Here is an 11,837-nt window from a genome sequence, read left to right as displayed (position 1 = left end):
TTCAGCCCCCTGCCGCGATCATGTCAGACCTTGGTTGGAAGCGCTTCCAATTGCTATCCCATTTGCCCGCCGGCCGCAATCCCGATCAGCGTTCTTCGATTTCTCCGGCTGTCAGGGCATCCGCCAGACATAGGTGGCGGCGGTTCTGGCGGGCAGGATGGCCGATGCCTGCCGGTCCCCCTCTTGGATGTTGAACGATACCGGCGTGACGGCCTCGTTCAAAATGATCAGCACGCGCTCGCCATCCGGATTGACGAAGGCGACACCCTGCAGGCCCTCGGGCTCGAGTGATGAGATGCGCCGCGCGCCCGGTCGCACAAACCGGCTGGCGTGGCCGAAAGCGTAATATTCCTGGTTCCGCTCGACCGTCCCGGTGCGGCTGTGGATGGTCACTACGCCGCGGCAGTCGCCGCAGCCGCCGGCGTGCGGCCCGTGGTTCTCGTCGAGGGCGAGGTTCCACATCAGAACCCCGCGCGCCCAGTGATCGGTGGAGCCGATGATGAGCGCCTTCATCGTCCAGCTGAAGCTGTCCGAGAAGTCAGCCGCCCAGTTCCCGCCCGAGCATTCGGTGAAGAAGACATCCTTGTCCGGATGGACGTCCCGCACCTGGCTCTGGGCTCCGACGTCGCCTCCATAGCAATGCCAGGCGACGCCGGCGACGTGGGCGTTGGCGACGGGATCGGCGAGTACGCCAAGCGGTTGTTCGGGATGATCCCAATTGTGATCCCAGTCGAGAATCCGCGTCTCGATTCCCGCCGACCGGAACCTTGGGCCCAGGTGTCGGCCAATAAACTCCGCGCGCCCTGGCGGCGCCCAGCGCATGCCGGGATAGGAGTCGGGCTCGAAATCCGGTTCGTTCTGGATGCTCAGATAGTCGGTGGGCACCCCGTGGTCGGCGGCGGAGCGAACGTAGCGGGTCAGATAGTCCGCATAGGTTCCGTAGTATTCCGGCTTGAGCTGGCCCTGGATCATCGACCCGGTTGTCTTCATCCAGCCCGGCGCGCTCCACGGCGACGCCATGATCTTGAGCTCCGGATTGACCGCCAGCGCCTGCCGCACGGTAGGGAAGACATATTGTTCCATCCGCGCCGTGGAGAAGCTTCGCAGCTCAGGGTCGGGCGTGTCGACCAGGCTGTAGTGATTCAGGGAGAAGTCTGACGCCCCGATCGTGACGCGCGTGAAGCTGAAGCCCAGCCCGCCGTCCTCGCGCCCGAACAGCTCGCGGATCAGAGCCTCGCGCGCCGTCGGCGTCAGCTTGGTCTGGATCAGCCAGGCAGAGGCGTCAGTGACGGCCGCCCCGAAGCCGACCATCGACTGATACTGCAACCCCGCATCCACGGCGACAACCGGGCCGTCCGCCACGTCGGCGACCTGAAAGACGAGGGCGGGCTGTTCGCTCAACAGCCGGGTGCGGTCGCCGGACGTCATCCAGACGCGCGCCGTCGCGGCCGGCGCAGGCTGGGGAACGCCGGCGCACCCGCCCAGGCATAGGGCCGCCAGCGTGGCGCTGAAGGCCAGGCTCCTTGTCAGCATTGAGACCTTGATCACGATGTCCTCCCTGCGAGGATGACGCTTCCGTTCGTCGGAAGTCGCTCCGGGTGCTTGTTGGAAGCGCTTCCAATAAGCGCCCGGACCGACGCCTTCTGTCAAGCCTCGGCGATGACCAACTGCGGCAGAAGGCGTCCCGCCGATCCCCGGGGGACCACGGCGTGGGGCAGGGTCATGAAGCTCCAGGGCGCCCCCGCGCCGCTTCCGCCCAGCCGCCGGGTCAGCGCCAGGACGGCCTCGCGGCCCATGTCCTTCAGCGGCTGGTGCACCGTCGTCAGCGGCGGCCAGACGATCGATGAAACCGGCGTGTCATCGAAACCCGTGATGGACAGCTGGTCCGGCAAATCCAGCCCCCGACCATGCGCCACCGAAAGCGCTCCGGCGGCCATGTCGTCATTGGCGCATATGAGGGCCGTCGGCGGGTTCGGCATGTCCAGCAGGCGGGCGGCCAGCAGGCTTCCCGACCTGAAGGTGAAGTCCCCTCGCGCCATCTCGACGTCGTCGGGATCAAGCCCGTGCTCACACAGCGCGCGCTTGAGGCCGTCGAAGCGCTGTTCGGCGGACAGGTGGCCCTCGATCCCGCTGATGAAGGCGAACCGACGGTGGCCGAGTTGCAGCAGGTGCTCGGCGATATCGTGGCCGCCCGCCTCGTCGTCGATGCCGACGCCGTCGGCCACTGAACGGCCCGGCCCGCCCGGAGAAATTGTCGCCACCTCGCAGCCGCGCGCACGAATCTCCTCGATCAGGGCCACATCATCGGCGAACGGCGGCGTGAGGATCAGGCCGCGGCAACCTTGGGCGGTCATCAGCTCCAGCACCTGCTGGCGACGGTCAGGGCTCTGGGGCGGGACGTGGCGGGTCAGGAGCTGGTACCCGAGAGACAGACACTCCCGCAGGGCCCCCAACTCAAGCGCCGAGGCGTAGAAGGAGTTGGGTTCGGCCTCCAGGTCGGACGCCAGGATCAGGGCCAACATGCCGCCGCCCCCACCCGCCAGTGAGCGGGCCTGGGGATTGACGCGGTAGTTCAGCGACTCCACCGAGGCCAGCACTCGCCGCCGGACCTCGTCGCGGACGTTCGGGCCGCCGTTCAGGACGCGTGAGACCGTGGTTCGACCCACGCCGGAGTGGCGCGCGACGTCGTCGATGGTCGGTTTTCTGGCCGTCAAATTCCGCTCCCTCGCGCCTGCGACGACGATGGGCCTGCGCCCCCCGCCTTTCAATAGCTCGACGACGTCGGCGCGGCGACGTCATATGACGCCATGATCGACGCCGCCCCCAAGGCCGACGCGCCGCCGTCCCCGCGCTCAAGATGGTTCATCCTCGGATACGGCGCCGCCCAGACGGGCGCGTTTGTCTGTTTTATCCCTTTGCTGAGCCTGCTTCTTCCCGAAAAGGCGGGCGCGATCGGCGGCGCCGACCGTGCGATGCTGCTCAGTCTCGCCGCCATGCTGGGTGGGGCGACGGCCGCAGCCGCCAATCTGTTGTTCGGCGCGCTGAGCGACCGGACGCGCAGCCGTTTCGGCCGGCGCCGGCCCTGGATCCTGATCGGCATGGCCATGGTGGCGGCCAGCCTCACCCTGCTGGCGTTGGCCCGGACCCCGATCCACCTCATAGTGGGAGTGATCTTGTTCCAGATCGCGGTGAATGCCCTCTACGCTCCGCTGACGGCGCTCGTGCCCGATCTGGTGCCAGATGAGCAGAAGGGGTTGATCTCGGCCTGGGCTGGCGCGGCGCTGCCGCTGGCCAACCTGTTTACGGTGCTGGCGGTGAGCCGGCTTGCCGGGTCGACCGGCGCCCAGTTCACGGTCGTGGGGCTGGCCGCGGGCGTTCTGGTCCTGCCCTTCGCCCTCCGCCTGCGCGAGCCGCCGACGACGGGTCCAGCGGAGCCGTTCCGTCTGTCCCTGACAGCCCTTCGGAATGGTCGCTTCCGTGCCCTGTTCACCTCCCGCCTGCTCGCCGAGAGCGCGGTGGCGATCAACACCCTCTATCTTCTGTTCTGGGTGCAGGAACTACCGACGCGGTCGATTCCGGCGGGCTGGTCAGCACTCGATGCGTTCGGCGTTCTGCTCCTCGTCTCCACCCTGGCGGCGACGCTTGGCGGCTTCGCGGCCGGAACCCTCTCCGATCGATGGCGGGGCAGGCGTGTGTTCGTCGTCGCGGGCTGCGCGGGCATGGCCTTGGTATTCGTCATGATGGTCGTCTGGCCGACGTGGACGGGCCTTCTGGCGGCCCAGCTGCTGTTCGGCGTCAGCCACGGCGTGCACGCCACGAGCGTGGCGGCCATGACGGCCGAGGGCTTGCCCGACCGCAAGCGCGTCGGTCGGGACCTGGGTGTGATGAATATGGCCGTTGCTGCGCCCCAAAGCCTCGCGCCCGCGTGCGCCGCCATGCTCCTGGCCCTTGGTCTGCCGCTCTCCGCGGTCTTTGTCGCGGCCGGCCTGGCGGCGATCGCAGCCGCGCTGGTGCTGGCCCTGGATCAGGCAGTCATGGAACTGTCAGCCTAGTTCGTCGAATCCCGCTTATGCGCATTTCGAGGAGCTGGAAAGGATGCGTTGGCAAGCCGAGGTCCGGATACACGCCTTGTCTGTTATTCTGAGAGACTGACACCCGGCTAGATCGAATAGGTGCCGACCAACCGCTCTGCGCCGGATTTTTGATATTGCTGGAAGTCCCGAAGGCATCGGAGGGCCAGCGCTGCCGTGGCTTCGGAATCTTGAGCGCCGGGCAGGGTGCCATCCCTCTGGGCGAACGCAGTCAAAAGTGGGTGGCCGAGCGCCGCCGGATCTCCAGGCGACGCAAACAAAAGCCAATCGTAAAAGGCCATCGGCGCCGTGGCGGCAATCCCATTGAGAGCGGCTAGTCGTTTGGCCGTTTCGGATACCTCGAGAAGGTCTGCGCCAAACTGAAGGTCAGAACCCGGATCGAGGCCGTCGCCTCGGCGGTCCGCCAGGGCCTGATCGAACCGGGGTGAGAAGAGGGGGCGGGCCAGGAACTTCTGTGAGGAAGCCCGGCGTTTCGTCGCCGATCGCTGCCGACGTTTGCACGTCCCCTGGCTCTTGATCGACGCCTATCGTTCCCGGAACCCGCCGACCGCCATTCTAAGGCGCTCTGTCATTTTCGGCGAGGGGGAACCGAACCAGATGCCGGCGGCGTACGCCGCCACCCATCACCCAATGAAGGACTCAACCCACTAGGGATAATGGCCCTCCGCGCGTGGGGCTGCCGGATGGGGCCTTTGACGCGGGTCCGTCGTCGGGGCGCGAAGGCCGCTGTCGGCCCATTGGGAGAGATCGGCGAGATCATAGACCACCCGACCGCCGAGCTTTCGATAGACGGGTCCGGTGCCATACGTCCGATGCTTCTCGAGCGTGCGGCTCGATCACCCCAGATATTCGCTGGCTTCCGGCGTCCGCAGCTGTCGTTGCCGGTCTCGACGTCGCGGTGGTGGGTGATGCGGTCGAGCAGGGCCGTCGTCATCTTGGGATCGCCGAACACGGTCGGCCATTCGCCGAAGGCGAGGTTGGTCGTGACGATCACCGAGGTGCGTTCGTAGAGCTTGCTGATGAGGTGGAACAGCAGTTGCCCGCCCGAGGGCGCGAACGGGAGGTAGCCGAGCTCGTCGAGGACGACGGCGTCGAGGCGACAGAGCTGGGCGGCCAGTGCACCGGCCTTGCCCAGGCGGGTTTCCTCTTCGAAGCGGTTACCAGGTCGACGGTGTTGAAGTAGGCCACGCGCCCCGACGCGCCCCGACGCGCCCCGACGTTGGCGATGATAGCGGTGGCCAGGTGTCCAACAGCATGGACGCTGAGTTCTGCATCCAGGCCTGGAGGAAGCCCTGGCCCGCTATGGGCCGCCGGAGATCTTCAACACCGACCAGGGCAGCCAGTTTACATCGCCCCGCTTCGTCGACGTGCTGAAGGACGCCGGCGTACGGGTCTCCATGGATGGCCGCAGCCGCTGCGTTCTTACACAGCCTCCGTCGCTTTCGCGCTTTGCATCGTTGCCAATAACGCCTTCGCGATATCGCGGACACGGGCGACCATCAGGTCGATGTCCGAGCGGCGGGTCCGGTGGTTTGTGATCGCGACACGCAAGCAATGAGTGCCCTTCACCGTCGTGTCCGATACCGCCGCGACGCCCTCCTCCTGGAGGCGAAGCATGATCTCGACGTTCCAGTGTTTGAGGCCTTCCGCATCGAGATCGATCCGTGGGCGATGCCGGAAGCAGACAATATTGATGCAGGTGGGGGCGGCGATCTCCAACTCCGGCGACTGCCGGATCAGGGCATCGAGATATTTCGCCTGGGCAATGTTCTGGTCGATCAACCGCCCGAACTTGGCCGCGCCATGTTCCATCAGGGCCATCCAGATCTTCAGGGCCCGGAATCCCCGCGAAGTCTGGGGGCCGAGGTCGTAGAGCCAGGGCGCGGCGGCGAGACCGCGCGCCTTAGGTTCGAGGTATTCCGAGGACTGGGCGTAGCTGCTGCGATGGGCTTTGGCGTCGCGGACCAAGGCGCAACCGGCTTCGAAGGGGGCATGGAGCCATTTATGCGGATCCATGGCGAGGGAATCGGCGCGTTCCAGCCCGACGATTAGAGGGGCCCCCTCCGGCGCGATGGCGATCAGCGCGCCGATGCAGCCATCGACGTGGAACCACATCCGTTCCGCTGCGGCCAGATCGGCCAATGCGACAAGGTCGTCGATGGCGCCCGTGTTCACGGTTCCGGCAGTGCCGATGAGGCAGGCTGGCTTCAGTCCGGCCGCCTGATCCTCGGCGATAGCGGCGCGCAGCGCGTTCAGATCGATGCGGAAGTCTTCGTTCGTTGGAATCAGGCGAAGCGTCTTCCTGCCCAAGCCGAGCGCCTCCACCGCTTTCAGATGGCAGCCATGGACCTGGTCAGAGGCATAGAAGCGCAGCGGTTGAGGGGCCGTGCCGATACCCTCGGCGCGCACGTCGATGCCCGCCATGACGTTGCGGGCGACGGTCAGGCCGATCAGATTGGCCTCCGAACCGCCGCTGACCAGGGTGCCGCTGGCGTCGGCGGGGAAGTGCACCATCTCCTTCAGCCATCCCACGACCTGATCATCCATCCGCGCCGCGGCATGGTTTCCTCCGCCGAGATTCGACCCCTGAACGGCTGCGAGAAACTCGCCGAGGGCACCGGTCAGATTGCCGGCCCCCATGTACCAGGACCAGAAGCGGGGATGGACGTTGCCCATCGGATAGGCCATCGCCGTGTCGAACACCGCCTGTACGACCTCTGCCAAGGGGGTCGGGCCGTGCGGCAGCGGGGTGGTGAAGCGGGCGCGAATCTCGGGCGGCATGTCACGCCAGACAGGGCGGGACCGGATGTCGCGCAGGTGATCGACCGCTTCGGCGGCGACACGCGTTACGAGGTCCCGCGCCGCGTCCCAGTCGGCCGGGTCCAGGGTTTCCTCGACGGCGGCTATATGCTGGTCCGTCCCGCCCCGCATCTCATTCCGCCGCGAGCTGAGCACCCGGCGTCGAGCGGGACAGGGCCGTCTCGGCTTCGTCCATCTCCGCGGGGATAGCCTCGAAAAGCGGTGTGGTCATGTAGCGCTCCCCGGTATCGGGCAGCATACAAAGGATCACCGAGCCTTCCGGGGCCTGCTCCGCGATCCGGACGCCCGCCGCGAAGGTTGCGCCGCCCGAGATCCCGGTGAGGATGCCCTCGTTCCGCGCGAGCTTGCGGGTCCACTCCATCGCCTCGGCTCCGGAGATCGGCACAATCTCGTCGAAGCCGTTGGCTGAGATCGCCGCCTGCAGGACCTGTGGGATGAAGTCGGGCGTCCAGCCCTGGATGGGATGCGGCTCGAAGGCGGGGTGGCTGCCGGACGGCGCGCCGCCGTCGCCGCGCGCCTGCGGCGTGCCGCTGCCAACGAGCTGGGCGTTGGCGGGCTCGGTCAGGACGACCCTTGTGTCCGGTCGCTCGCGGCGCAGGACGGCGGAAACCCCGGCCAGCGTCCCGCCGGTGCCATATCCGGTCACGAACCAGTCCAGACGGGTGCCGGCGAAGTCAGCGATAATCTCGCGCGCCGTGGTGGCCTCGTGGATCGCGGCGTTTTCCGGCGTCTCGAACTGGCGGGCCAGAAACCAGCCATTGGCCTCAGCCAGCTCGACAGCCTTGCGATACATGCCCAGGCCCTTCTCGGTACGGGGCGTCAGGACGACCAGGGCCCCAAACATCCGCATCAACTTGCGCCTTTCGATCGAGAAGCTGTCGGCCATCGTCACCACGAGGGGATAGCCCTTCTGGGCGCAGACCAGCGCGAGACCGATGCCGGTATTGCCGCTCGTCGCCTCGATCACCGTCTGGCCGGGTTTCAGGGCCCCGGATCGCTCGGCCGCCTCGATGATGGCGACGGCGAGTCGATCCTTGACCGAGCCACCCGGATTGAAGAACTCGGCCTTCACGTAGAGCGTGACGTGGCCTGGACCGAGGTTGTTGATCCGGACGGTCGGCGTGTCGCCGATGGTATCGAGGATCGAGTCGTAGAGGCGGCCTCGGCCATTTGTGGTTCTTGGTTGCCGGTCGATGGGCATGATACTCATCCTTGTCTGGGCTCGACTTGCGCGGTTCACGATAGCATTGCCGTAGAGCCCTGACGTGGGAGATGACGTGGGACGCGCCGTGGAAATCGTGCAGCCGACCGAACTGGCGGAGGTGCCGATGCTGGAAATCCTCTTGCTGGGACCGGTAGCGGTTTGCCGGAACGGACGGCCCGTAGCCCTTGCCCGGTCGCGCAAGTTGAGGGCGCTGCTGTCCATCCTGGTGATCGAGGGACGATCGGTCAGCCGGACGTGGCTGTGCGACCTCTTGTGGGATCGCCCGAACGATCCGCGGGCCGAGCTTCGCTGGCACCTCAGCAAGCTCCGGCAGATCCTGGACGAGCCGACCCGCCCCAGGGTGCTTTCGGACGAGGACGAGATCGGCGTCGACCTCGAGGGCTGCGTCGTCGATGCCCTGCAAGTCCTGACCGTCGAGCAAGGCCATCCGCCGTCCCCGGAACGACTGAAGGATTTGGCGGCGCTTTACCGGGGACCGTTCCTCGGCGACTTGGAACTTACCGGCGCACCCGCCGAGCAGTGGCTGACGGCCCAGCGGCGCCGATTCGCCTCATGCCGGATCGTCATCCTCAAGCAACTCGCTGCGGCACTGCCAGCAGATTCCGGGGACATTGAGCCGCACCTGGAGCGATGGCTGGAGCTCGCGCCGTTCGACGTCGATGCGCATCGACGGTTGCTCGATCATCTGGTCTCACGGGGCCGTATCGCGGAGGCGGGCAAGCATGTCGCTGCCGTGGAGCGACTGTTCGCCGACGAGGGGGTGTCTGCGACTGGACTACGCGAGGCATGGAAGGGGATCCGGTCGCGACGGGCCCCTGCCGCGGTGATTGAGGCCGGCGTACGGGAAGCACGGCCACTCCTGGGCGAGCCACAGCCTGCGCTCGACGGGGCGTCCGCGCCCGCCCCGCAACGCTCGGCGCTTGCCGTGATGCCGTTCACGACCGTAGAGGACCACGCCGTCGCGCGAGGGATTGCGGATGGCCTGACGCAGGACATCATCACGCGACTGGCGAAACTCAGGAGCCTGTCGATCATCGCCCGTGGCTCGGTTTACGCCATGGCGGAGTTGTCCCTGCCGAGCGTGGAGGCGGGGCGGCGTCTCGGCGTCGACTACGTGGCCTCGGGTACGATCCGTCGGGACGCCGACCGGCTCAGGGCCCAGATCGAACTCGTGGAGGTCCCGACGGGCAGGATCGTCTGGGCGGAGGACTGTGACGCGCCCGCCGGGAATCTGCTCGAGGCGCTGGACGAACTCGGCGACCGGATCGTCGCGGCCTTGACGGGCGAAATCGAGCAGGCCGAACGTAATCGGGCGGTCTTGCGATCGCCCGCCTCGCTGGACGCCTGGGGCGCGCACCATCGTGGCCTCTGGCACATGTACCGCTTTACCCGGGAGGACAACGCGCAGGCGCAGCACTTCTTCGACAGGGCGGTGACGCTCGACCCGACCTTCTCCCGTGCCCACGCCGGTCTTTCCTTCACCCATTGGCAGAATGCGTTCCAGAACTGGTCCGACCCGGTGGTGGAGACCGAACGAGCTTACGCCGCCGCCGCGCAAAGCCTGTTCGCGGATGAACAGGACCCGGCGGCGCACTGGGCGATGGGGCGGGCCCTGTGGCTGCGCCAGCAGCACGAGCAGGCGGTTCTGGCGCTGCGAGAGTCGGTCGACCTCAGCCCGAATTTCGCGCTCGGCCACTATTCGCTCGCCTTCGTCGAGTCCCAGACCGGCGACCCGATGGAGGCGATCAAGGCCTCGGACAAATCGCGCGCGCTCAGCCCCTACGATCCGCTGATGTTCGGCATGTTGGGGAGCCGGGCGATGGCGCATCTGCGACTGGGTCAGTTCGAGGAAGCCGCCGTCTGGGCGACGCAGGCGGCGTCCCGCCCGAACGCTCACATCAACATCCTCGGGCTCGCCGCCCTGTGTCTCTCGTTGGCGGGGCGGATCGCAGAGGGGCAGGCTGTTGCGACCACCATTCGTGTGACCCAGCCTGACTACGGAATCGACGACTTTCTCAGGGCGTTCCACTTTTCGCCGGACAAGGCGAAACTCCTGCGGGCCGCAGCGGTGCGGGTGTCGATGGCCTGAGCGCGCCAGTTCGGAAATTTCCACGGCGGTTCCAACGTTTCCGGCCGCGCGCAGACCCATGCCCACGGGGCATCAACGGAAGAAGCGGGGGAGAAACGCCGCACGTCCCCCGGCTCGATCCTCGGGTTCCCGAAGGGGCGCGAACCCACAGAGAAAGAAAGCCGACATGAGCAATCCCATTGAAATCAGACGCTTTGAGTCCCCCGACGACACGCTTGATATGAAGGAGCGTGGCGGCATCAACATAATCAGGATGGCCGACGGGACTACGGGCATGCGGGCCGTTTTCGAGCCTGGCTGGACATGGGAGAACGACGAGAAGCCGCTGCTCGGCTCGCCCGACTCCTGCCCGATGCGCCATACGGGTTACTGCATTGCGGGCCAGCTCGTGGTCCGCATGGTCGACACCGGTGCCGAAACGCCTATCGCCGTGGGTGATTTCTTCGAGATTCCGCCTGGCCATGACGCGTACGTCGCCGGTTCCGACCGGGTCGAACTGATCCTGTTTGGATCGCCGGAGCACCAGCACTGACGCGGACTGGGAACGGGCGCATCCCTGTGTGCTGGCAAGGCGCAACGAGTGCGCCGCAGGTCGGCGGGGTTAGACGAGCCCGGGCGCACAAATCCAGAATTTCCCTGACCGATCCAACGTTTCGCGCCGGGTCCAGCATGGCCACGCAGGTATCGAAGGACGCGGCAATTCAGAACCGCCGAGACCATCGCTTTCTTGAAAGGAAAGACTAATGAGACGATTTCATGGACCCTCCCGCCTGTCCGGCATCGCGGCCGCGCTGGCGCTCGCCGCCTGCCTCGGGGCCATCGACCGCCCTCTCGCCGCCGAGCCCGACCACCACAAGGTCGTACCCGCCGGGGAAGTGACCTTCGGGGCCGGTCCGCCGTTCCTGCCGCCGGGCGTCGAGATGGTAGTGCTCGCCGGAAATCCCGGTGTGGCGGGCGTCTTCGTCCTCCGGCTAAAGTTTCCCGCCGGATACGTCATCCCGCCGCACATCCATTCGCAGGACGAGCTGGTGACGGTGATCTCGGGTCAGCTCGGGGTCGCGATGGGCGACACACTCGACCGTGATGCCGCGCACCCCTTGGCCCCAGGGAGCTTCGTCCAGCTGCCGGCGAACATGTCGCACTATGCTTGGGCCGATGAGGAAACAGTGGTCCAGCTTGCTGGCATGGGTCCGTTCGACATCACCTACATCGACGATGCCGACGATCCGCGGATCAACGGCCGCGACTGACGGTTACGGTCGGTCCGGCACCGGGTTTTTGCTTCGGCGGTGCCGGGCGCAGGCCGTTGCGATCGAGAACGCACTTATGCGGAAAAGGCGGGAGGGCGAGCGGCCCACGGGACAACAGGAGCACCGGGTCCGGGAACTCCCATAAGGGCCAGCGTCGGTACGCCGTCGCAGAACAGACCGGACAGATGGCAGCATCGGACTACGTGTCAGAAACTCCCAAATTCACTCTTGCGCTGAAGGGGGCGTCCACAGATGGAAAGCGGACTTTCAATTCTGCGGGCAGCAAATCACCAACGCGATGCGACGCCTCGGGGAGCGCTGCAGCGGAATCTCAGGGCCCTGGTGGAGCAAAGGTGGGGATC

General features: G+C 66.5%; 9 protein-coding genes and 3 pseudogenes. 5 read left to right on the top strand and 7 right to left on the bottom strand.

From position 1 onward, the window contains the following. Positions 1 to 111 precede the first annotated feature (111 nt). Both PSV23_RS00635 and PSV23_RS00630 read right to left on the bottom strand, forming a co-directional pair. Positions 112 to 1,548 carry a glycoside hydrolase family 30 beta sandwich domain-containing protein gene (locus tag PSV23_RS00635; RefSeq protein ID WP_366524180.1) on the bottom strand — a complete coding sequence of 479 codons (1,437 nt, stop codon included), beginning with the start codon at positions 1,546 to 1,548 and terminating at the stop codon, positions 112 to 114. 98 nt (positions 1,549 to 1,646) lie between these two features. Next, positions 1,647 to 2,714 (bottom strand): LacI family DNA-binding transcriptional regulator, encoded by a 1,068-nt coding sequence (locus tag PSV23_RS00630; protein ID WP_300465561.1) that lies wholly within the window; start codon positions 2,712 to 2,714, stop codon positions 1,647 to 1,649. Between the two features lie 93 nt (positions 2,715 to 2,807). Between PSV23_RS00630 and PSV23_RS00625 the strand changes: the two genes are divergently transcribed. Continuing rightward, positions 2,808 to 4,052 carry an MFS transporter gene (locus PSV23_RS00625; protein WP_300465559.1) on the top strand — a complete coding sequence of 415 codons (1,245 nt, stop codon included), beginning with the start codon at positions 2,808 to 2,810 and terminating at the stop codon, positions 4,050 to 4,052. A gap of 107 nt (positions 4,053 to 4,159) precedes the next feature. Here the strand turns inward: PSV23_RS00625 and PSV23_RS00620 are convergent, their stop codons facing one another. The 3 genes and pseudogenes from PSV23_RS00620 to PSV23_RS00610 form a co-directional block, all read right to left on the bottom strand. Continuing rightward, a complete protein-coding gene (locus tag PSV23_RS00620; RefSeq protein WP_300465557.1) occupies positions 4,160 to 4,372 on the bottom strand; it encodes a hypothetical protein in 213 nt (70 codons plus the stop codon). 366 nt (positions 4,373 to 4,738) lie between these two features. After that, positions 4,739 to 5,053, bottom strand: a pseudogene (locus PSV23_RS00615) (helix-turn-helix transcriptional regulator). Continuing rightward, positions 4,963 to 5,336: pseudogene (locus tag PSV23_RS00610) on the bottom strand (ATP-binding protein); the annotation flags it as partial. The pseudogenes PSV23_RS00615 and PSV23_RS00610, both read right to left, overlap by 91 nt. Between PSV23_RS00610 and PSV23_RS00605 the strand changes: the two are divergent. Further along, positions 5,331 to 5,506, top strand: a pseudogene (locus tag PSV23_RS00605) (DDE-type integrase/transposase/recombinase); the annotation flags it as partial. The pseudogenes PSV23_RS00610 and PSV23_RS00605 sit on opposite strands and share 6 nt — an antisense overlap. 7 nt (positions 5,507 to 5,513) lie before the next feature. Here the strand turns inward: PSV23_RS00605 and PSV23_RS00600 are convergent. Continuing rightward, a complete protein-coding gene (locus PSV23_RS00600; RefSeq protein WP_300465556.1) occupies positions 5,514 to 6,872 on the bottom strand; it encodes a pyridoxal-dependent decarboxylase in 1,359 nt (452 codons plus the stop codon). A gap of 151 nt (positions 6,873 to 7,023) precedes the next feature. Then, the gene (locus PSV23_RS00595; RefSeq protein ID WP_300465554.1) at positions 7,024 to 8,112 is read right to left on the bottom strand and encodes a PLP-dependent cysteine synthase family protein; all 1,089 of its coding nucleotides are present in this window, start codon (positions 8,110 to 8,112) and stop codon (positions 7,024 to 7,026) included. A 76-nt stretch (positions 8,113 to 8,188) separates the two neighbouring features. Between PSV23_RS00595 and PSV23_RS00590 the strand changes: the two genes are divergently transcribed. The 3 genes from PSV23_RS00590 to PSV23_RS00580 all read left to right on the top strand — a co-directional run bounded on the left by PSV23_RS00590 (position 8,189) and on the right by PSV23_RS00580 (position 11,475). Further along, positions 8,189 to 10,225 carry a BTAD domain-containing putative transcriptional regulator gene (locus PSV23_RS00590; RefSeq protein ID WP_300465552.1) on the top strand — a complete coding sequence of 679 codons (2,037 nt, stop codon included), beginning with the start codon at positions 8,189 to 8,191 and terminating at the stop codon, positions 10,223 to 10,225. Positions 10,226 to 10,391: 166 nt separating this feature from the next. After that, positions 10,392 to 10,757, top strand: a complete 366-nt coding sequence (locus PSV23_RS00585) for a hypothetical protein (protein ID WP_300465551.1) — start codon at positions 10,392 to 10,394, stop codon at positions 10,755 to 10,757. 211 nt (positions 10,758 to 10,968) lie between these two features. After that, complete coding sequence (locus tag PSV23_RS00580; protein WP_300465549.1) at positions 10,969 to 11,475, top strand: cupin domain-containing protein; 507 nt, start codon at positions 10,969 to 10,971, stop codon at positions 11,473 to 11,475. The last annotated feature ends 362 nt before the right edge of the window (positions 11,476 to 11,837 follow it).

The sequence above is a fragment of the Brevundimonas sp. genome (assembly GCF_029946145.1).
Classification (GTDB): domain Bacteria; phylum Pseudomonadota; class Alphaproteobacteria; order Caulobacterales; family Caulobacteraceae; genus Brevundimonas.
The sequence above is the reverse complement of the archived record's forward strand: the minus strand, read 5'-3'. Positions and strand labels throughout refer to the sequence as shown.

Bases quoted from the DNA above. Each gene is read 5' to 3' on its own strand.
- PSV23_RS00580 (WP_300465549.1), top strand. From the start codon at position 10,969: ATGAGACGATTTCATGGACCCTCCCGCCTGTCCGGCATCGCGGCCGCG.
- PSV23_RS00585 (WP_300465551.1), top strand. From the start codon at position 10,392: ATGAGCAATCCCATTGAAATCAGACGCTTTGAGTCCCCCGACGACACG.
- PSV23_RS00595 (WP_300465554.1), bottom strand. From the start codon at position 8,112: ATGCCCATCGACCGGCAACCAAGAACCACAAATGGCCGAGGCCGCCTC.
- PSV23_RS00620 (WP_300465557.1), bottom strand. From the start codon at position 4,372: ATGGCCTTTTACGATTGGCTTTTGTTTGCGTCGCCTGGAGATCCGGCG.
- PSV23_RS00600 (WP_300465556.1), bottom strand. From the start codon at position 6,872: ATGCCGCCCGAGATTCGCGCCCGCTTCACCACCCCGCTGCCGCACGGC.
- PSV23_RS00625 (WP_300465559.1), top strand. From the start codon at position 2,808: ATGATCGACGCCGCCCCCAAGGCCGACGCGCCGCCGTCCCCGCGCTCA.